Annotated in this window: 16 protein-coding genes and 1 riboswitch; of the genes, 8 read left to right on the top strand and 8 right to left on the bottom strand. The window is 64.4% G+C overall.

What is annotated here, in order from left to right; all coding sequences use genetic code 11:
- Positions 1 to 93 precede the first annotated feature (93 nt).
- Complete coding sequence (locus IVA79_RS09730; RefSeq protein ID WP_247552277.1) at positions 94 to 261, bottom strand: hypothetical protein; 168 nt, start codon at positions 259 to 261, stop codon at positions 94 to 96.
- 278 nt (positions 262 to 539) lie between these two features.
- Here IVA79_RS09730 and recA point away from each other — a divergent pair, with 278 nt between their 5' ends.
- From recA to IVA79_RS09715, 3 genes are all read left to right on the top strand, one after another.
- Entirely contained in the window at positions 540 to 1,628 is a 1,089-nt protein-coding gene (recA, locus tag IVA79_RS09725; protein ID WP_100176636.1) for a recombinase RecA, read from the top strand.
- Between the two features lie 104 nt (positions 1,629 to 1,732).
- Positions 1,733 to 2,716, top strand: coding sequence for a hypothetical protein (locus IVA79_RS09720; RefSeq protein WP_247552275.1), 984 nt, complete (start codon positions 1,733 to 1,735; stop codon positions 2,714 to 2,716).
- A gap of 266 nt (positions 2,717 to 2,982) precedes the next feature.
- Entirely contained in the window at positions 2,983 to 3,753 is a 771-nt protein-coding gene (locus tag IVA79_RS09715) for a hypothetical protein (RefSeq protein ID WP_247552273.1), read from the top strand.
- Positions 3,754 to 3,868: 115 nt separating this feature from the next.
- Here the strand turns inward: IVA79_RS09715 and gcvP are convergent, their stop codons facing one another.
- Genes gcvP through gcvT form a run of 3 tightly spaced genes read right to left on the bottom strand, consistent with a single transcriptional unit; the run spans position 3,869 to position 8,277 of the window.
- Positions 3,869 to 6,736 (bottom strand): aminomethyl-transferring glycine dehydrogenase, encoded by a 2,868-nt coding sequence (gene gcvP / locus IVA79_RS09710; protein WP_247552271.1) that lies wholly within the window; start codon positions 6,734 to 6,736, stop codon positions 3,869 to 3,871.
- A gap of 17 nt (positions 6,737 to 6,753) precedes the next feature.
- Entirely contained in the window at positions 6,754 to 7,122 is a 369-nt protein-coding gene (gcvH, locus tag IVA79_RS09705) for a glycine cleavage system protein GcvH (protein ID WP_247552269.1), read from the bottom strand.
- A gap of 9 nt (positions 7,123 to 7,131) precedes the next feature.
- Entirely contained in the window at positions 7,132 to 8,277 is a 1,146-nt protein-coding gene (gene gcvT, locus IVA79_RS09700; RefSeq protein ID WP_247552267.1) for a glycine cleavage system aminomethyltransferase GcvT, read from the bottom strand.
- Between the two features lie 144 nt (positions 8,278 to 8,421).
- A riboswitch (glycine riboswitch) is annotated at positions 8,422 to 8,512 on the bottom strand.
- 221 nt (positions 8,513 to 8,733) lie between these two features.
- On the opposite strand from gcvT, the gene alaS reads away from it, so the two are divergent.
- The gene (alaS, locus tag IVA79_RS09695) at positions 8,734 to 11,415 is read left to right on the top strand and encodes an alanine--tRNA ligase (protein WP_247552265.1); all 2,682 of its coding nucleotides are present in this window, start codon (positions 8,734 to 8,736) and stop codon (positions 11,413 to 11,415) included.
- Between the two features lie 97 nt (positions 11,416 to 11,512).
- On the opposite strand, the gene IVA79_RS09690 is transcribed toward alaS, so the two are convergent.
- On the bottom strand, positions 11,513 to 12,007 hold the full coding sequence (locus IVA79_RS09690) for a DUF3455 domain-containing protein (RefSeq protein ID WP_247552263.1): 495 nt from the start codon (positions 12,005 to 12,007) through the stop codon (positions 11,513 to 11,515).
- A gap of 98 nt (positions 12,008 to 12,105) precedes the next feature.
- Positions 12,106 to 13,320 carry an NADP-dependent isocitrate dehydrogenase gene (locus IVA79_RS09685; RefSeq protein ID WP_247552261.1) on the bottom strand — a complete coding sequence of 405 codons (1,215 nt, stop codon included), beginning with the start codon at positions 13,318 to 13,320 and terminating at the stop codon, positions 12,106 to 12,108.
- Positions 13,321 to 13,659: 339 nt separating this feature from the next.
- Between IVA79_RS09685 and IVA79_RS09680 the strand changes: the two genes are divergently transcribed.
- Positions 13,660 to 14,856 (top strand): TrmJ/YjtD family RNA methyltransferase, encoded by a 1,197-nt coding sequence (locus tag IVA79_RS09680; protein WP_247552258.1) that lies wholly within the window; start codon positions 13,660 to 13,662, stop codon positions 14,854 to 14,856.
- A gap of 100 nt (positions 14,857 to 14,956) precedes the next feature.
- On the opposite strand, the gene IVA79_RS09675 is transcribed toward IVA79_RS09680, so the two are convergent.
- A complete protein-coding gene (locus IVA79_RS09675; protein ID WP_247552256.1) occupies positions 14,957 to 15,601 on the bottom strand; it encodes a TetR/AcrR family transcriptional regulator in 645 nt (214 codons plus the stop codon).
- A 246-nt stretch (positions 15,602 to 15,847) separates the two neighbouring features.
- Here IVA79_RS09675 and IVA79_RS09670 point away from each other — a divergent pair, with 246 nt between their 5' ends.
- Genes IVA79_RS09670 through IVA79_RS09660 form a run of 3 tightly spaced genes read left to right on the top strand, consistent with a single transcriptional unit; the run spans position 15,848 to position 18,467 of the window.
- A complete protein-coding gene (locus IVA79_RS09670) occupies positions 15,848 to 16,390 on the top strand; it encodes an OsmC family protein (RefSeq protein WP_247552254.1) in 543 nt (180 codons plus the stop codon).
- Positions 16,391 to 16,423: 33 nt separating this feature from the next.
- A complete protein-coding gene (locus tag IVA79_RS09665) occupies positions 16,424 to 17,536 on the top strand; it encodes an acyl-CoA dehydrogenase family protein (RefSeq protein WP_247552252.1) in 1,113 nt (370 codons plus the stop codon).
- Positions 17,537 to 17,588: 52 nt separating this feature from the next.
- Positions 17,589 to 18,467 carry a sulfurtransferase gene (locus IVA79_RS09660; RefSeq protein WP_247552251.1) on the top strand — a complete coding sequence of 293 codons (879 nt, stop codon included), beginning with the start codon at positions 17,589 to 17,591 and terminating at the stop codon, positions 18,465 to 18,467.
- 11 nt (positions 18,468 to 18,478) lie between these two features.
- Here IVA79_RS09660 and IVA79_RS09655 read toward each other — a convergent pair whose 3' ends face one another.
- Positions 18,479 to 20,404 carry a sigma 54-interacting transcriptional regulator gene (locus tag IVA79_RS09655; RefSeq protein WP_247552250.1) on the bottom strand — a complete coding sequence of 642 codons (1,926 nt, stop codon included), beginning with the start codon at positions 20,402 to 20,404 and terminating at the stop codon, positions 18,479 to 18,481.
- Positions 20,405 to 20,492 lie beyond the last annotated feature (88 nt).

The following is a 20,492-nucleotide window of genomic DNA, read 5'->3' as shown; positions in this document are numbered from 1 at the left end:
GATACCGTTGTGCGCGGAGCGCGCCCCGTGTGTCTCCGGGTGCGCGCCGTCAGCTACGTCGCCGGCGTTTGTCGGTTTCGAAGCCGCGCGGGCTTAGTGCACCTTGATCTCGTTGAGCGGAAGATGGAGCTCGCTGGCGCGCTCTTCGCGGTCCTTCTTGCGGAACTCGTTTTCCTTGCGCTCGAACTTGATCAGCTCTTCATGCGCCGCCTCCAGCAGCGGATTGCGCCTGATCGTTTCGCGGTGCTTGTTTTCCGTCATGACTGAGGTCCCCAGAGTTGCGGTCCCATTCCGGAGAAGGCCTAAGACCACGAAAAGGTTCGGTGCCGTAGGATTGCGGAATTATGACGGCGTCAGCTTCGGCACTGCTATTTCGGCGCCCCCGAATTCAACTTTAGGGGGCAAATACGCACGGCGCCTAATTCCGCAAAAGAACATATTGCGAACCTGGAACAAATGGGGTACATTGCTTTTATCGCCGCGCCGCCTCGCAACCGTTTGTCCCTCACGCGAATCCTCGCCATAAGGAGCACGACCCAATGTCCGCCACTGCCCTGCGTATCGTCGAAGGATCTTCCATGGACAAGAGTAAAGCTCTGGCCGCCGCGCTCTCTCAGATCGAGCGTCAGTTTGGCAAGGGCTCGGTGATGAAGCTCGGCAAGAACGACCGCTCAATGGACATCGAGGCGGTGTCCTCCGGCTCGCTCGGGCTCGATATCGCGCTCGGCATCGGCGGCCTACCCAAGGGGCGCATCGTCGAGATCTACGGGCCGGAATCCTCGGGCAAGACGACGCTGGCGCTGCATACGGTGGCGGAAGCACAGAAGAAGGGCGGCATCTGCGCCTTCATCGACGCCGAGCACGCGCTCGACCCGGTCTATGCCAGGAAGCTCGGGGTCAACATCGACGAGCTCCTGATCTCGCAGCCCGACACCGGCGAGCAGGCGCTGGAAATTTGCGACACCTTGGTGCGCTCGGGCGCGGTCGACGTGCTGGTGATCGATTCGGTTGCGGCCTTGGTGCCGAAGGCCGAGCTCGAGGGCGAGATGGGCGATGCGCTGCCGGGACTTCAAGCGCGGTTGATGAGCCAGGCGCTGCGCAAGCTGACGGCCTCGATCAACAAGTCCAACACCATGGTGATCTTCATCAACCAGATCCGCATGAAGATCGGTGTGATGTACGGCTCGCCCGAGACCACCACCGGCGGCAACGCGCTGAAATTTTACGCCTCCGTCCGCCTCGACATCCGCCGCATCGGCGCGATCAAGGAGCGCGACGAGGTGGTCGGCAACACCACGCGCGTCAAGGTGGTGAAGAACAAGCTGGCGCCGCCCTTCAAGCAGGTCGAGTTCGACATCATGTACGGCGAGGGCGTCTCCAAGATGGGCGAGATCCTCGATCTCGGCGTCAAGGCCGGCATCGTCGAGAAATCAGGCGCCTGGTTCTCCTATGACAGCCAGCGCCTCGGCCAGGGCCGCGAGAACTCGAAAGCCTTCCTGAAGGCCAACCCCGACATCACCGCCAAGATCGAGACCTCGATCCGCCAGAACTCCGGCCTGATCGCCGAGCAGATTTTGGCCGGCACGCCGGAGCGCGACGCCGACGGCGAGGAGCCGGCGGAAGAGTAAGCCTTAACGCGAAAAGTTTCGCGAGGAGCGGGCGCTGAGGACGTTGAGTTGCCGACGTCTTCGGTGCCCGTTTCGTTTTGAGCGGGGGACGTGAGTTGAAGCGTATGATCCTGACCAGCCCGTCAGGCGTCGGTCTTACCTATGCCGATCGCGCCGACATGGTCGTCCCTTTGATCTTTCGGTTCGTTTCGGGACCGCTGCCGACGTCGCACCATCTCGAAGAGTACCTCGCGGGGGGAAGAGGCGATCCGGAGGTGCGTTGGTCCGATCTTGTTGCCCGGTCTCCCGAGACCGGTCTCGCGCACAAGGAGTTCCCGCTTGGCTGGTTCTGTAAGGCCTATGGATTCGATCTCATCGAGCTGTGGTTTGATCCGCGTCCGAACGATCAATTGCAGCTGATCTGGATCCTGGATTATCTCCGCTCCGAGCCCTACATGGCCGAGCGCCTGAAATTGCGCTTCGTCGATTTCGATCTGCCCGGCGCAGACGCTGCAGAGCTTCGGCATCGCAACGTTCGCGAATTCGAACTTGCGGACAGCGACTTTGAGATGGCGCGCCTGGCCTGGGAGGCCTACCGGGCACCGACGCCGGAACTCTGTTTCGGGTTGCTCGGCAGGGACATTCCCAGGCTGCCCTTCCTGAAGCCGGCAATCGAAGAATTGCTGGCAGAACTTCCGTCACCGATCACCGGACTTGGTGCGACGGAAGCGCAGCTTCTCCGGCTGATCGCGAATGGCCACAACCGTACCAAGGAGCTGTTTCAGCCGGGCGGGCTGCTCGAAACACGTGTCTTCGACCAGTGGGAGCTGGGCCCGTTGCTCGAAGGGCTCGGGTCTGGCCCGATGCCGGCGATCACCGGTCTCGATCCGAAACTTGCGACTCTCGCCCCGCACGATGCGCGTGGTCGCAACGCCGCCTATCGCCGGAGCCGGCTGTCGCTGACCGAATTTGGCAAAGCGGTCCTTGACGGCCGGGAGGAGTTCCGCCGTCACAATGCCATTCGGCGTTGGTGGGGCGGCACGCTTCTCACCAACGAACGGCTGTGGCGATGGGACCACGAAAGCCGGTTGTTGATTGCGCCTGACTAAGGCCTGCGTATTGCTCAGTGTGCTCCCGTATTGCGTATCGATTTTGAGAGCCGATGATGTCACATCTGATCCTGGCGACGAACGATGGAGCAGCCGCCGTGCTCGGCCGCTCTAACCTGGCGAACATCGCCCTCAGCTTTTCCCTTCGGTACGTCCGGGGCCCATTGCCATCCGAAGAGGAGCTCGCGATGGGGCTGGAGCCACGTTCCGCGAAGCATTCCAGAAGGGGCGATCATTGACTCGACGGCGTGGAACGAAATCGGCTGATGGGCTTCGGCTCGCCGGACATTGGTTTCCTTCAGCTCTGCGAGAAGTTCGACTCGATCGAAGTGTGGTCCGATCCTCGACCGAACGATCAACTCGTGCTCGTCTGGCTGCTGGACTTGCTTCGTCCCTACAAGGAGATCACGACCAAGCTGAGCCTTGTGCATGCGGACGACATTATTGCGAACTATGCTCCGGAGTCCGTCGCAAAATGGAAGCTGCCGGCCTTCAAGGTGACCGAGAACCATTTCGTGACGGCAAGCCGCGCCTGGCGGGCCTATCGGGCTGAAACGCCCGAATCCTGTTTCGATCTGCTGATGACGGATTTGATGATTCTGCCGAGACTTCGATCGGCGCTGATTGCCGTGCTCGAGGAGCTTCCGGACAGCGTGACGGGACTCGGTGCCACTGAAATGGATTTGCTGTTCTATGTGAACGAGGGGCACACCGACCCGCGAATCGTCGAAGACGGGAGGTTTCTTCGCGATGTATTCGACGAAAACGACGCCTTCGATGCCTTGCTCGAACTGGGGGGATATTCGACGCCCCCGCTCTTGTTGGGCGATCCGGCGTTCAACAATGATGACCGCTACTTCGGCAGGAGCGAGTGGAAGGTCACGTTGACTGAACTCGGGCGTTCACTTTTCGCGCGCGAAGACGACATGTGGCGTCACAACCCGATCAAACGCTGGTGGGGCGGGACCGAACTCACCAACGAACGGCTCTGGCGCTGGGATCGCGAGACGCGCTTGCTGATTGCACCTAGGCCGTAGGGTGGATTAGCCGAAGGCGTAATCCACCATCGTTCATGTCCGCGGAAGCGGAAGTGGTGGGTTACGCAGGCCACTGCGCTTCGCGCCGCCGCCTGCTAACCCACCCTACGAAACCTTACTCCGCGGCTTGCGCGTAATCGCTCACCGGCGGGCAGGAGCATACCAGATTGCGATCGCCGTAGACGTTGTCGACGCGTCCCACCGGGCTCCAGTATTTGTCGGCGCGCGAGCTGCCTGCGGGGAAGCAGCCCTCGGCGCGGGTGTAGGCGCGCTTCCAATCGTCGTCCGCGATGTCGTGCACGGTGTGCGGGGCGTGGCGCAAGGGCGAGGCCTCGATCTTGAAGCGGCCGGCTTCGACCTCGGCGATTTCTTTCCGGATCGCGATCATGGCGTCGCAGAAGCGGTCGAGCTCGGCCTTGGATTCCGATTCGGTCGGCTCGATCATCAGCGTGCCCGGCACCGGGAAGCTCATGGTGGGCGCGTGGAAGCCGTAATCGATCAGGCGTTTTGCGATGTCGTCGACGGTGACGCCGGAGGTCGTCTTCAGCGGACGGGGATCGACGATGCACTCATGCGCGACCCGGCCCTTTGCGTTCCTGTAGAGCACCGGGAAATGCGGATCGAGCCTTGCTGCAATGTAGTTGGCGTTGAGGATCGCGATCTCGGTGGCACGCTTCAGGCCCTCGCCGCCCATCATCAGAATGTAGATGTAGGAGATGGTCAGGATCGAGGCCGAGCCGAACGGTGCGGCCGAGACCGCGCCGACCGCGGCATCCGCCTTCGTCGCGGGATGACCGGGGAGGAACCGCGCGAGATGCGCTTTCACGCCGATCGGGCCCATGCCGGGACCGCCGCCACCATGCGGGATGCAGAAGGTCTTGTGCAGATTGAGATGGCTGACATCGGCGCCGTAATCGCCGGGCCTGGAGAGGCCGACCTGCGCGTTGAGGTTGGCGCCGTCGAGATACACCTGGCCGCCATGGCCGTGCACGATGTCGCAGATCTCGCGAATGTGCTCCTCGAACACGCCGTGGGTGGAGGGATAGGTGATCATGACCGCGGCGAGATCCTTCGAATGCTTCTCGGCCTTGGCGCGGAGATCATTGACGTCGACGTCGCCATTCTTCTCGCAAGCGACCACCACCACGTCCATGCCGACCATCGCGGCGGAGGCCGGGTTGGTGCCGTGGGCGGAGGAGGGGATCAGGCAGATCCTGCGGTGTGTCTCGCCGCGCGAGGCGTGATAGCCACGGATAGCCAAAAGCCCGGCATATTCGCCCTGCGCGCCGGAATTCGGCTGCAGCGAGATCGCGTCATAACCGGTGATGTCGCACAGCCATTTTTCCAGCCGCGCGAACAGCGCGTGATAGCCCATGGCCTGCTCGCGCGGCACGAACGGATGCAAGCTGCCGAACTCCGGCCAGGTCAGCGGCATCATCTCGGTGGTTGCGTTCAGCTTCATGGTGCATGAGCCCAGCGGGATCATCGCACGGTCAAGCGCGAGGTCGCGGTCGCTGAGCTTGCGCATGTAGCGTAGCATCTCGGTCTCGGAGCGATGCGCGTGGAAGACGGGATGGGTGAGGAAGGAGGTCGCGCGCTTCAAGTCCTCCGGCAGCGCCTCGCGCGTCTCCGCGTCGATCTCGGCATAGGCGAGCTTGCCGCCGAAGGCGCGCCAGACCGCCTCCACCGTCGCCGGCGTGGTGGTCTCGTCGAGCGCGATGCGCAAGCTGGTCTCGCTGATACCGAGATTGATCTTCTCGGCGGCCGCGCGCGCGACGATCTCGGCGCGCTTGGCGCCGGCATCGACGCTCAGCGTGTCGAAGAAATTATCGGACTGCAACGCAAAGCCGAGCTTGCGCAGGCCGGCCGCGAGCACGGCGGTGCGCCGATGGACGTTGCGTGCGATTTGCGTCAGGCCCTCGGGGCCATGATAGACCGCATACATCGAGGCGATCACGGCGAGCAGCACCTGCGCGGTGCAGATGTTGGAGGTCGCCTTCTCGCGGCGGATGTGTTGCTCGCGGGTCTGCAGTGCGAGGCGATAGGCCGGCATGCCGCGCGAGTCCACGGAGAGGCCGACGATGCGGCCGGGCAGCGAGCGCTTCAGTGCATCGCGCACCGCCATATAGGCCGCGTGCGGTCCGCCATAACCCATCGGCACGCCGAACCGCTGCGCCGAACCGATCGCGATGTCGGCACCCAGCTCGCCGGGCGAGGCGATCAGCGTCAGTGCCAGGAGATCGGCGGCGACGATCGCGAGCGCGCCCTTGGCCTTCAGTGCGGCGATCGCGGGCCGGAGATCGCGCACTGCGCCTGATGAACCCGGGTATTGCAGCAGCGCGCCGAGCACGTCCGATTTGTCGAGATCGGTGAGGGGATCGCCGACGATCAGCTCCCAGCCCAGCGGCTCGGCGCGGGTGCGCATTACAGCCAGCGTCTGCGGATGCACGTCCTTGTCGACGAAGAAGGCCTTAGCCTTCACCTGCGAGTGCCGCTCGGCGAGTGCCATGGCTTCGGCGGCGGCGGTGGCTTCATCGAGCAGCGAAGCGTTGGCGACGTCGAGCCCGGTGAGATCGCAGATCATGGTCTGGAAGTTGAGCAGCGCCTCCAGCCGGCCCTGGCTGATCTCGGGCTGGTAGGGCGTGTAGGCCGTGTACCAGGCCGGGTTCTCCAGGATGTTGCGCTGGATCACCGTGGGCAGGATGGTGCCGGAATAGCCCTGGCCGATCAGCGAGGTGAAGACCTGGTTCTGACGCCCCAGCTCGGCCATGTGCGCGATCGCCTCGGTCTCGCTGAGCGGCTTGCCGAGATCGAGCGGGGCGGCCTGCCGGATCGAGGCCGGCAGCGTCTCCGCCATCAGCGCATCGACGCTTTTTGCGCTGACGGCCTCTAACATTGCGGTGACGTCGCGCGCCGACGGGCCGATGTGGCGGCGAACGAAACTGGCGGCGGTGTCGCCGTTGGTCTTGCGGTGCGCGGTCATCGCTTGCTCCATCGTCCTTAAGCCGTATGCGCCTTGTAGGCGGCTTCATCCATGAGGCCGCCGAGCTCGCTCTTGTCGGCAATCTTGATCTTGAAGAACCAGGCCTTGCCTTGCGCGTCAGAGTTCACCAGCGCCGGCTCGGCGGCGAGCTCGGCATTGGTCTCGAGCACTTCGCCGGTCACGGGCGCATAGACATCGGAGGCAGCCTTGACCGATTCCACGACCGCGGCGGCTTCCGCCTTCTTCAGCGCACGGCCGACCTTGGGCAGTTCGACGAACACGACGTCGCCGAGCTGCTGCTGGGCGTAGTCGGTGATGCCGACGGTAGCGACATCGCCGTCGATCGCGAGCCATTCATGGTCGGAGGTGTACAGCGTCGTGGTCATTTCGAATCCTCAGCGTTTGTAGGTGTTTTTCACGAAAGGCATGGCGGCGACCACGAGCGGCAGTCGCTGGCCGCGCACCTCGGCGAAGAGTTTGGTGCCTAGCGCGGCGAGGCTCACAGGCACGTAGCCCATCGCCACCGGCGCATTCAGGCTCGGGCCGAAGCCGCCCGATGTGACTTGTCCGATCGGCTCGCCGCCCGCGTCATTCGCAAACAGCAGCGCGCCTTCGCGCACGGGCGCGCGGCCTTCGGCGCGCAGACCGACGCGGCGGCGGGATGCGCCGTTATCGAAATGAGCGAGGATTTTTTCCGCGCCGGGAAAGCCGCCGGCGCGCGCGCCGCCGCTGCGGCGGCTCTTCTGCACCGACCATTCCAGCGCGGCCTCGACCGGCGTGGTGGCGGTGTCGATATCGTGGCCATAGAGGCAGAGCCCGGCTTCCAGGCGCAGGCTGTCGCGGGCGCCCAAGCCGATCGGCAGCACGTCGGTGTTTTCAAGGAGCATCTTGGCGAGACGTTCGGCATCGCCTGCGGGAACCGAAATCTCAAAACCGTCCTCGCCGGTGTAGCCGGAGCGCGAGACGAAGCAGTCGATGCCGGCAACCTTGCGCGGGCCGGCGTCCATGAATGTCATGGACGGCGCCTCTGCACATAATTTCGCCAGCACCGCTTCCGCCCTCGGTCCCTGCAGCGCGATCAGCGCGCGGTCCGTAAGGGACTCGATGACGCAATCGTCCGAGAGATTCGCGCGCAGATGCGCCTCGTCTTCGGCCTTGCAGGCGGCGTTGACGACCAGGAACAGGTGATCGCCGAAATTCGCGACCATGAGATCGTCGAGAATGCCGCCGTCCGCATTGGTGAACTGGGCATAGCGCTGCCGCCCCTCGGCAATCGCCACGATGTCCTGCGGCACTAACCGTTCCAGCGCGCGGGCGGCGTCCTCAACCTTGCCGGATTTCGGCCGGAGCGCGAGCTGGCCCATGTGGGAGACGTCGAACAGGCCGGCGGAGGCTCGGGTATGGAGGTGCTCCTTCAGCACGCCCGCGGGGTATTGCACGGGCAGGTCATAGCCCGCGAACGGCACCATCTTGCCGCCCAGGGAGACATGAAGCCCGTGAAGGGGCGTACGTTTCAGGGAGTCTTGGTCGTTCGCTAGCATCACAGGGGCCCTCGGCGGTTCCCCCGGGACGATTCCCGGAGGACACCAGTCGAAGCCCCATCTGTCGCTGTGCCTGAGAGTATTATCCCGTCGGCGGGTGCCATCCGGGTCTAGACCCGTCGGCGCCTCTTTCCAGATGCTGTCAAAGCCACGCGGTCCTTTTGCCTGAGAGTTTCCGGGGCGGTTGCTCCTTCGGCGCCGGCTGCCTAAAGCCGGTCTCTCCCGACGTGGCCGTACGATACAGATGGGTAAAGACCACAGGCTGGCCAAGCCTGTCAACGCGACTTCAGCGCCTTTCAACCGGATTGCGCTGCTGCGGCAAGCCTCTGATCTCTCTGCACAGTTTCTGGACAGCGAAGCTGGCCTTGTCTAAAAGCGCTTTGGTCCGCAGATATCAGCCTTAACCTCCGGTTCGGACGGCGAGAAGCGGGCCCAAGCACACCCGATTGGATGAACATGAGCGGCGTCAACGAGATCAGGTCGACCTTTCTGAACTTCTTTGCCGAGAACGGCCACGAGATCGTGTCCTCCTCGCCATTGGTGCCGCGCAACGACCCGACGTTGATGTTCACCAATGCCGGCATGGTGCAGTTCAAGAACGTCTTCACCGGCGTCGAGAAGCGGCCCTATCAGCGCGCCACCACGTCGCAGAAATGCGTGCGCGCCGGCGGCAAGCACAACGACCTCGACAATGTCGGCTATACCGCGCGCCATCTCACCTTCTTCGAGATGCTCGGCAACTTCTCCTTCGGCGACTACTTCAAGGAGCGCGCGATCGAGCTCGCCTGGACGCTGATCACCAAGGAGTTCGGGCTCAAGAAGGACAAGCTGCTGGTCACCGTCTACCACACCGACGACGAGGCGGCGGGCCTTTGGAAGAAGATCGCCGGCTTCTCCGAGGACCGCATCATCCGCATTCCGACCTCGGACAATTTCTGGGCGATGGGCGACACCGGCCCGTGCGGCCCGTGCTCGGAGATCTTCATCGACCGCGGCGAGCACATCTGGGGCGGGCCTCCGGGCTCGCCGGAAGAGGACGGCGACCGCTTCCTCGAATTCTGGAACCTGGTGTTCATGCAGTTCGAGCAGGTGACGAAGGAGGAGCGCCAGCCGCTGCCGCGTCCCTCGATCGACACCGGCATGGGCCTGGAGCGCATGGCCTGCATTCTGCAGGGCGTCGAGAGTGTGTTCGAGACCGATCTGTTCCGCCATTTGATCGATGCGACGTCGTCCGCGCTCGGCAGCGGGCCGAACGAGAAGACCGTGGCCTCGTTCCGCGTCATCGCAGACCATCTGCGCTCCTCGGCCTTCCTGGTCGCGGATGGCGTGCTGCCCTCGAACGAGGGCCGCGGCTACGTGCTGCGCCGGATCATGCGCCGTGCGATGCGCCATGCGCAGTTGTTAGGGGCCAAGGAGCCGCTGATGCATCGGCTGGTCTGGGCGCTGGTGCGCGAGATGGGCCAGGCCTATCCCGATTTGATGCGCGCGGAGAATCTGATCGAGGAAACGCTGCGGCTGGAAGAGACCCGCTTCCGCAAGACTCTTTCGCGCGGCCTCGCCATCCTCGACGAGAAGAGCGCGTCCTTGAAGAAGGGCGACATGTTCGACGGCGACGTCGCCTTCACGCTGTACGACACCTACGGCTTCCCGCTCGATCTGACGCAGGACGCGCTGAAGTCGCGCGGCATCGGCGTGGATCAGGCCGCGTTCACCGATGCGATGGAGCGCCAGAAGGCCAAGGCGCGCGAGTCCTGGAAGGGCTCGGGCGAGGCGGCGTCCGAGGCGATCTGGTTTCCGTTGCGCGAGAAGCTCGGCGCCACCGAATTTTTGGGCTACGAGACCGAGAGCGCCGAAGGCGTCGTTTCCGCACTGGTCAAGGATGGCGCTGAAGTCGCCAGCCTCAAGGCCGGCGACACCGGCGCGATCGTGCTGAACCAGACGCCGTTCTATGCGGAATCAGGCGGTCAGGTCGGCGACACCGGCGTGCTCAGCGGTGAGGGCGGCATCAAGTTCCGGGTCACCGACACGCAGAAGAAGCTCGGCGATTTCTTCGTTCACGTCGGCACGGTCGAGAGCGGCGAAGTGAAGCTCGGCACCGCGCTGCAGCTCGAGGTCGATCATTCCAGGCGCTCCTCGATCCGCGCCCATCATTCGGCGACGCATCTCATTCATGAAGCGCTGCGCCAGGTGCTCGGCGACCACATCGCCCAGCGCGGCTCGATGGTCGCGCCGGATCGTTTGCGCTTCGACTTCGTGCATCCCAAGCCGATCACGGCGGAAGAACTCGCGCGCGTCGAGGACATCGCCAACGACGTGGTGCTGGAGAACGACGAGGTCACCACGCGCGTGATGGGCGTGGACGAGGCGCGCGAGGCCGGGGCGCGTGCGCTGTTCGGCGAGAAGTACGGCGACGAGGTCCGCGTCGTCTCGATGGGCAGGACCGCGCGCGAGCGCGGCGCCAATGCGCTCGGCTGGTCGGTCGAGCTCTGCGGCGGCACCCATGTGCGGCGCACCGGCGATATCGGCCTGATCACGCTCACGAGCGAGAGCGCGGTCGCCTCGGGCGTGCGCCGCATCGAGGCGCTGACCGGCAATTATGCGCGCAGGCATGCCAACGACACCATGGCGCTGGCGAAGACCGCGGCAAACGAGCTGCGCACCTCGCTCGACGACGTGCCGGCGCGCATTGCCGCGCTGATGGAGGAGCGCAAGAAGCTCGAGCGCGAACTCTCCGACGCCCGCAAGAAGCTGGCGATGGGTGGCGGCGCTGCCGCCGGAAGCAATGGCGCGGCGTCAGGCGTGCGCGAGGTCGGCGACGTCAAGCTGATGGCGCGTGCGGTCGAAGGCATCGAGATGAAGGATCTCAAGAGCCTTGCCGACGACGGCAAGAAGCAGATCGGATCCGGCGTCGTCGCCATCGTCGGCGTCACCGAAGACGGCAAGGCCGGCGTCGTGGTCGGCGTCACCCAAGACCTCACCGCGCGCTTCAATGCCGTGAATTTGGTGCGCATTGCCTCCGAAGCGCTCGGCGGCAAGGGCGGCGGCGGCCGGCCCGACATGGCGCAGGCCGGCGGCCCTGACGGGGCCAAGGCATCCGAGGCGTTGAGCGCGATCGAAAAAGCGATGGCAGGCGCTTAAAGGGCGCGCGTCATTCAGTCGTCTCACAGATCATCACATTGGCTTCAATGTCATCGGCGTGGCGCCGGATCGCGCCTCGCCATGCACCGCTGAGCCGTCAGCCCTTCCTGAGAAAAACGTAGTCAGCCGCGTAGGGCGCGCTTCTGAACTCGCCGGACTTCTCACATGAGCCATCGAGCTTGCCGCCATGGGTGTTGATGCGCTGGACCGTGGTGACCGGCGTGAGGGTGCCGCTGCCGCGGCGAGCGGTCACTTCCAGCTTCAGCCAGGGGATATCGGCCGTCGTCGCGCCAGGCGCGTTGCCGGCAGCCTTGCCGACGACGGCGCTGCCGTCGGCGAGCTCCCAGTTCGGGCCGGCATAGTGCCGGCCGATGGTCTTGCCGTCTGAGAGCAGCGTCGCGATCGGCTCGCGGAAAGCCCAGGCGAGCTTGCCGTCGGGACCCGCCTTGCACTCATAGACCTGCGCGCCCTCGGCGTGGACGCTGAGCACGTTGCTCTCGCCCGGTGCTGCGATGGCGGCGGGAAGCGGGTCGGCGGCCGCAGCTGGTCCGGCGAGCAGCAACAGGCACGGCACGGCAAGCTTGATCGACATGGTCGCATCTCCGCAAGAGCTCTCAAAAAGAAACGGGCCGCGCTTCAAGGCGCGGCCCGTGATGATGTCTGGCCCAGTCGGGCGAAATTGCGGACGGCTTACGCCGCCAGCTCCTTGGTCAGGTTCTCGGCGACCTTGTCGAGGAAGCCGGTGGTCGAGAGCCAGCGCTGGTCGGCGCCGACCAGCAGCGCGAGGTCCTTGGTCATGTAGCCGGCCTCGACGGTGTCGACGCAGACCTTCTCCAGCGTGCTCGCGAACTTGGCGAGCTCGGCATTGTTGTCGAGCTTGGCGCGGTGGGCGAGGCCTCGCGTCCAGGCGAAGATCGAGGCGATCGAGTTCGTCGAGGTCTCCTTGCCCTTCTGGTGCTCGCGGTAGTGGCGGGTCACCGTGCCGTGGGCGGCTTCCGCTTCCACGGTCTTGCCGTCGGGGGTGAGGAGGACCGAGGTCATCAGGCCGAGCGAGCCGTAGCCCTGCGCCACCGTGTCGGACTGCACGTCGCCGTCGTAGTTCTTGCAGGCCCAGACATAGCCGCCGGACCATTTCAGCGCCGAGGCCACCATGTCGTCGATCAGGCGGTGCTCGTAGGTCAGGCCCTTGGCCTCGAATTCCTTCTTGAACTCGCGGTCGTAGATGTCCTGGAAGATGTCCTTGAAGCGGCCGTCATAGACCTTCAGAATCGTGTTCTTGGTCGAGAGATAGACCGGGTAGTTGCGCAGCAGGCCGTAATTCAGCGAGGCGCGGGCGAAGTCGATGATGGAGTCGTCGAGATTGTACATCTCCATGGCGACGCCGGCGCCGGGGGCCTTGAACACTTCCTTCTCGATCACGGTGCCGTCCTCGCCGACGAACTTCATCGTGAGGGTGCCCTTGCCGGGGAACTTGAAATCGGTGGCGCGGTACTGGTCACCATAGGCGTGGCGGCCGATGATGATCGGCTTGGTCCAGCCGGGAACCAGACGCGGCACGTTCTTGCAGATGATCGGCTCGCGGAAGATCACGCCGCCGAGGATGTTGCGGATGGTGCCGTTCGGCGACTTCCACATCTGCTTGAGATTGAATTCCTTCACCCGGGCTTCGTCAGGGGTGATGGTGGCGCACTTGACGCCGACGCCGACCTTCTTGATGGCTTCGGCGGCGTCGATGGTGACCTGATCGTTGGTGTGGTCGCGGTATTCCATTCCCAGGTCGAAATAGAGCAGCTCGACATCAAGGTACGGGTTGATCAGCTTGTCCTTGATGTACTGCCAGATGATCCGGGTCATCTCGTCGCCATCGAGCTCGACGACGGGATTGGATACCTTGATTTTTGCCATGATCGGGGAAGCCTCTTGCGAACGGCGCTTTTGGCGCGCCACGGGAATATCCGCCGCCTCTTAGCACCCGGACGCGGCGGGCGAAAGCCAAGGGATTATGCACTTTTAGCTCATCCAGCTTGCCCGGATGGGGGGCGGGCGGCGGCCCTCGCCCGGCCGCGGGGGCGCGTTCCCGGTGAGATTCAAAAGTCGAATCCAACCCGTTATTTCCCTTGAGAATTCTGTCAGGACAGGCAAACGACAGGCGAGCGGGACGAGGCCGTCGGCAAGTGGCGGCTTGAATCAATTCCTTAGGCGGCCTTGCCAAGGCCTTGAGACGAAGAGTGAAAGCGAAATCAGATGTCGGGGACTGACAAGAGCAAGACGGGCCTGTCCCTCGACGGTCCCATCGTCATCCTGGTCGAGCCGCAGCTGGGCGAAAACATCGGCATGGCCGCGCGCGCCATGGGAAATTTTGCGCTTTCAGCCTTGCGCATCGTCAACCCCCGGGACGGCTGGCCCAACATCGCCGCCCAGCGCGCCGCGGCCGGCGCCGACCACATTCTGGAAAAGGTCGAACTGTTCGATACCGTCGAGCAGGCGGTCGCCGACCTCGACCTGCTGTTCGCCACCACGGCGCGCCCCCACGACCAGGCCAAGCCCGTGGTCGGGCCGGAGGCCGCGGCGAGCGAGATCGCCGGGCACGTCGCGACCGGCGGCAAGGCTGGCATCCTGTTCGGCCGCGAGCGCTGGGGGCTGACCAACGAGGAGGTCGGGCTCTCCAACCGCATCATCACCTTCCCGGTCAATCCGGGCTTCGCCTCCCTCAACCTCGCCCAGGCGGTGCTGCTGGTCGGCTATGAATGGTTCAAGCGGGCGACATCCGGCGAGTTGCCGCACGCCATGCCTGAGCGATCCGAGCGCGCCTCGCAGCACCAGATGCAGGCCTTCTTCGACAATCTCATCCGCGAGCTCGACAAGGTGGAATTCCTGCGTCCGGCCGAGAAGCGCGACACCATGCTGGTGAACCTGCGCAACATCTTCAGCCGGATGGAGCCGACCAAGCAGGACATGCATACCCTGCATGGAGTCGTCATGGCGATCGCCGAGGGGCGCAAGGGTCCGGCCAAGGGCGGCGTGCTCGACGGCGAGCAGGCCACGCGCCTGCGCGCCCTGCTGGCCGAGCACGGGCAGGGCGGCGTGCCCGACAGCGGCTCGACGGTGCGCGGCCTCGCCCGCCTGCTCCGTCGCAACCCGACCGATGCCGAGCGCCTGCTCTGGCAGGCCCTGACCCGCGACCGCCGCTTTGCAGGTCAGTTCAAACGCCAGACCCCGGTGGGGCGCCATATTCCCGATTTCGTCTCTTTCCCGCACCGGATCGCGATCGAGCTGGTCAACCCGGGCGAGGGCGAGGCGATCGCGGCAGACCGGGCGTCAAGGCGGGCATGGCTGGAGGCGCGGGACTATCGCGTGCTGGAGATCCGCGCGGCGGATGTGGAGCGGGACCTGGAGGCGGAGCTGGTGCGGCTTGCCGGGATGGTGGAGCAGGGCGCGTAGGCTTCGTAGGGTGGATTAGCCGAAGGCGTAATCCACCAATTCTCGCGCGGCGACCGAAGCGGTGGATTACGCTTCGCTAAATCCACCCTAGGAAAGAAGCTCACACCGCTTCGAGCTCACGCCTCTTTTTCGCCTTGACCTGACCGAGCAGCGGGCCGGCGGTGAGCGCTGCGGTATCCGCGACACCCGGATCACGCGAGATCATGGCCGCGACGATGGCACCGTCGATGATGAGGCCGAGTTGATGTGCGAGCACCGCGGGTTCGCTCGAGCCGAGCTCGCCGGCGAGCTTCTCGATGTGGCCGAGCACGATCTTCTTGTGCTTCAGCGCGATGTTGCGGAATTGCTTGGCGTCCTTGTCGTGCTCGCCCACGGCGTTGATGAAGGGGCAGCCGTAGAAGCGCTCTTCGGCGAACCAGCTCTTCAGCGCCGGGAAGATGCGCGTCAGCTTCGCCTGCGCATCGCCGCCGCCTGCTTCCATGGCGCCGATGAACCATTCGCGCCACTGCTTGCCTTCGCTTTCCAGCACCGCGTTGACGAGATTGGTCTTGGAGCCGAACAGCTTGTAGAGCGTCGTCTTCGCGGTGCCGGCTTCCTCGATGATCGCATCGATGCCGGTGGCGTTGATGCCGTTCTTGCAGAACAGATGCGTCGCGGCGCTGAGCAGGCGCCCGCGCGCGGATTCGTCGTCGCCAGCGCCTGAGTGGGGCGAGTTCGAATTCTTCTTCGATGACGTCTTTGCCATAGGCTGCAACTTAATCGCAGCTGCGTCACATCAGCAAGCCGCATCTGTTTCGCGCCGAAAAGATTCGCATCGGCGAACTCATCTGCATCGCCTTTGAGCAGAGCGCGACTGATCAATCTGCAGGCAGGCATTGCTAACCGGCTCCAATGCCTCGGATTTCGTTTTCCGCCCTCTCTGGCACGCTCCATGCAAGGAAACAGACCGTTCGGTATCCTGCCGATTTCCGCTTCTGCCAGGGAGAAGAAGATGACTGCCGTCATTCAAAAGACAGTGCTGACGGGGTGCCTTGCGCCCATCGACAAGAATGGCCTCGAGCAACTGATCGCGAGCGGCAAGGCCAATCCGAAGGTCGTCAAGACCTTGAAATGCAAGACGGTCGCGGAAGGAAAATTCCGCCACGCCAACTACATCCGCAATCTGCCGCCCTACATCGTCGACGAACCGCCGGGGCTGCTCGGCGACGACACCGCCCCCAATCCATCGGAAGCCTCGCTCGCCGCGCTCGGCTCCTGCCTTGCCGTCGGCCTGCACGCAAACGCCGTGCACCGCGGCTGGATCGTCAACAAGCTCGAGCTCGAGCTCGAAGGCGACCTCAACATCACCGCAGTCTGGGGCACCGGCGACACCTCGGACAAGCCGGTCGGCTTCACCGACGTGCGCGTCAAGGTCGACATGGAGTGCGAGGGCATCGCGCAGGACGAGATCAACGCGCTGGTCGCCCATGTGAAGAAATGGTCGCCGGTCGCCAACACCTTCACCCGCCCCGTCAATCTCGAGGTCGGCATCTAGGCTGAGCAACAGGACAAGGTGCGGGAGACGATCATGGGTTCACTGGCTTTATCGCGGGTCGAAGTTCTGGATCAGCCCGCACCGTCCATTGCAGGCGAAGTCGCACGGATCGCGCGCGAGCAACTCGCGCCGCTCGCCGCCGGCGTCGACGACGGTTCGGTCTACCCGGCCGAGGTGCTGCGCAAGTTCGGCGAGGTAGGCGCCTGGGGCAGTCACGTGCCGCACGAAGGTCCCGCCGATCTGCGCTGCGCGATCCAGGCGATGGCTGCCATCGGCGAAGTCTGCGGTGCGACGGCCTTCATGGCCTGGTGCCAGAACACGCTGGTCTGGTACGCCGCCAATTCGACCAACCTGAAGCTGGCAAAACGCTTCGGCGATGCCTTCTCGACCGGCCGCGTGCTCGGCGGCACCGGGCTCTCCAATCCGATGAAGAGCTTCTTCGGCATCGAGAAGCTGAAGCTGAAGGGGCGCAAGGTCGAGGGTGGCTATATCGTACGTGGCGCGCTGCCCTGGGTCTCCAATCTCGGTCCCGATCATTATTTCGGCACCATTTTCGAGCGTGAGGACGAGCCGGGTACCGTGATGTTCCTCGCCGACTGCTCGGACCCTGCGATCACGCTGACGCCGTGCAAGCCGTTCCTCGCCATGGACGGCACCGGCACCTATGGCGTGCAGTTCCGCGACGTCTTCGTGCCGGACGAGCTGATCCTTGCAGATCCCGCCGGGCCCTTCGTGAAGAAGATCCGCGCCGGCTTCATCCTGCTGCAGGCCGGCATGGCGCTTGGCGTCATCCGCGACTGCATCAACATCATGGACGAGGTCGATGCTCCCCTCGGCCACATCAACCGCTACTTGCCGCAGCAGCCGGTGCATTTCCGCGATCTCGCCGCCGAGCTCGAGGCCGAGACCATGGCGCTGGCGCGCGATCCCTATAACGAGGAGGAGACCTACTGGCGCAAGGTGATCGCGCTGCGCTTGCGCGCCGGCGAAGCCAGCGTCGCGGCGGCGCATGCGGCGATGCTGCATTGTGGCGCGCGCGGCTACCTGAAGAGCCACCGCGCGCAGCGGCGCCTGCGCGAGGCCTATTTCGTCGCGATCGTCACGCCTGCCACCAAGCAGCTGCGCAAGATGCTCGCTGATTTCTGAGCTTTACGAGTCGACCCCAGAAGACCACTTAACCTCAACGGAGAGGCTGCCAATGACGGACGTTCTGATTTCTGCCAGCGAACTTGCCGATCTCTTGAAGCTAGAGCCGTGTGTCGTGATCGACACCCGCAATCCCGATGCCTACGCCGCCGGGCACTTGCCCAATGCCGTGAACGTGCATGAAATTTTCACGTTCCTGGCGACCTCGACGCCCGAGGGCATGAGCGAGCTGAAGACCAAATTCGCCGACGCCTTCGGTGCCGCCGGCCTCTCCGGCAAGGAGACGGCCGTGATCTACGAGCAGTCGATGAATTCCGGCTTCGGCCAGTCCTGCCGCGGCTACTATCTGCTCACCATGCTCGGCTATCCCAAGGTGAAGGTGCTGCATGGCGGCTTCGACGCGTGGGCCGCCGCGGGTCTTCCAGTGACGAAGGATGTGCCGGCACCGGCCAAGGCCTCATTCGCGATCGTGCCCGAAGCCGGCGAGATCCTGATCGACGCGAAGACCATGCTCGCCGCGGTCGGCAAGCCCGGCATCGCCATTCTCGACGTGCGCGATGTCGACGAATGGATCGGCGACAGCTCTTCGCCTTATGGGAAAGATTTCTGCCCGCGCAAGGGCCGCATTCCCGGTGCAGTGTGGCTGGAATGGTACCGCATGATGAAGCCGACCGCTGAAGGCCCGCGCTTCAAGTCCAAGGACGAGATCTTGGCCGAATGCGCCACCGTCGGCATCTCGCAGGCGACGCCGGTCTATCTCTATTGCTTCAAGGGCGCTCGGGCCTCGAACACGTTCCTCGCGTTGAAGAATGCCGGCGTGACGGACGTGCGGATGTATTTCGGCTCCTGGAACGAATGGTCGCGTGATCCCTCGCTGCCGATCGAGCAGGGCTTGCCGATTGCATCTGATGTGACGACCAAGGCGGCCTGAGCGCGCCGCGATCACATAGCCCGCGGACGAGGCGCGATCCCAAGCGCCTTGATCCGCGAGGCCAGCGTGGTCGGCTTGATATCCAGCATCTCCGCCGCGCCGCCGGCGCCGAACACTTTGCCGGCGCAGGCCTCTAACGCGGCGAGGATGTTGGCGCGCTCGTGATCGCGCATTTCCGATGATGTCATGACGATCGGGCGCGCGTCGGCCTTCTGGCGCGCCGTGCCAGGCGCGGCTTGCGCGCCGGTCGTGTCGGGCAAGTCGATGCGCAGGCGGCCGTTCTGCGACAGGATCGCGGCGCGCTCGATCACGTTCTGCAATTCGCGGACGTTGCCTGGCCAGTCGTAGCGGGTGAGCCGCCGCGCATCGCCTTCCGACAGGCGCAAATTCGACTTCAGCGCCTTGCTCTCCCGCGTCAGGAAATGCTGGGCGAGCAGGGCAATGTCCTCGCGCCGTTCGCGCAACGGGACGGTCTCGATCGGAAACACGTTGAGGCGGAAATAGAGGTCCTCGCGAAAACGGCCGCGCTGCACCTCCTGCTTGAGGTCGCGATTGGTCGCGGCGATGACGCGGACATCGACGGCGCGGGTGCGCTCCTGGCCGACGCGCTCGAAATTGCCCTCCTGCAACACGCGCAGCAGCTTGCCCTGCAGCTCGAGCGGGATCTCTCCGACCTCGTCGAGGAACAGCGTGCCGCCGTCGGCAAGCTCGAAGCGGCCGATGCGATCGCGCGTCGCGCCGGTGAAGGCGCCGCGGACATGGCCGAAGAACTCGCTCTCGAACAGTTCACGCGGGATCGCGGCGCAGTTGACGCGGATCAGCGGCCGGTCGCTGCGGGTGGAATCCTCGTGGATGGCGCGCGCGATCAGCTCCTTGCCGGTGCCGGATTCACCGGTGATCATCACCGCGGCGGTGGTCGGCGCCACCAGCTTGACCTGGCGCAGCGTCTTCTGGATCGCCTCGCTTCCACCGATGATGCCGCGGGGATTGGTCTCGATGCGGATTTCCTCCTGGAGGTAGGCGTTTTCGAGCTCGAGCCGCTCGCGCAGGCGGTCGACCTCGGCAAGCGCCGCATGCAGCTTCTCGTCCGCCTCGCGCCGCTGGCTGACGTCGCGAAACACGACGACGGCGCCGACCACGACGCCGCGATCGCGGATCGGGGTGGAGGTGTACTCGACCCAGGCCGGCGAGCCGTCCTTGCGCCAAAACACCTCGCCGTCGACCTGATGCACGGCGCCGTCACGGAACGCCGCGTAGATCGGGCAATCATGGTTGTGATAGTGCCGGCCGTCGTGATGGGTGTGGTGCACGATCGGGTGGATTTCCTTGCCGACCAGCTCCTCGGCGGTCCAGCCCAGCATCCGCTCGGCCGCGGGGTTCACGAAGGTGGTCTTGCCTTCGGCGTTGACGCCATAAATGCCTTCGCCGGCGGCGCGCAGGATCAACTGGTTCTCGCGTTCGATGTCCTGGAACACCCGCTCGACCCGCTGCCAGGTCGCAATCCCGCCGCGCATGTGGTCCTCGGCTGCGGCATCGACATTGCGCCTTCGGCGCGCCTCGATATCGGTGAGGGTGAGCAGCACCAGCGTGCGGTCGCCATGGTCGAGGAGGCACCCTGAATATTCGAGGCGAAGCTCCTGGCCCGTGGCGTGACGCGGGTTCAGCGTCGTGGTCCAGTAGGCACCCTTGTGCAGCACGGCCTGGGTGAACACGGTGAGTGCGGGAAGCTGGCCGTTGTGAAGGGCGCTGGCCTTGGTCTGCCGCAACAGGGCGCGGTCGTAGCCGAGCAGGGAGCAAGCAGCTGGATTGGCATCGATGATCTCGTCGCCGTAGGGATCGACCAGAAGCGTGGCCTCGACGGATGCTTCGAACGCTGCCGCACGCAGGTCGTGGTTTTGAGCCGCCTCGTCGGGGCCAGGCACTGGCGTCGTTGCCATTACGAAATCTCGTTATTCGACTACGAATTTTCGTTTATCACGAGTTTTCGTAATGGCCAAGTTCGATCGAAATCGCTGCGACATCAAG

It is taken from the genome of Bradyrhizobium sp. 138 (assembly GCF_023074075.1).
GTDB lineage: Bacteria > Pseudomonadota > Alphaproteobacteria > Rhizobiales > Xanthobacteraceae > Bradyrhizobium.
This window is presented reverse-complemented; position numbering and strand designations above follow the sequence as displayed.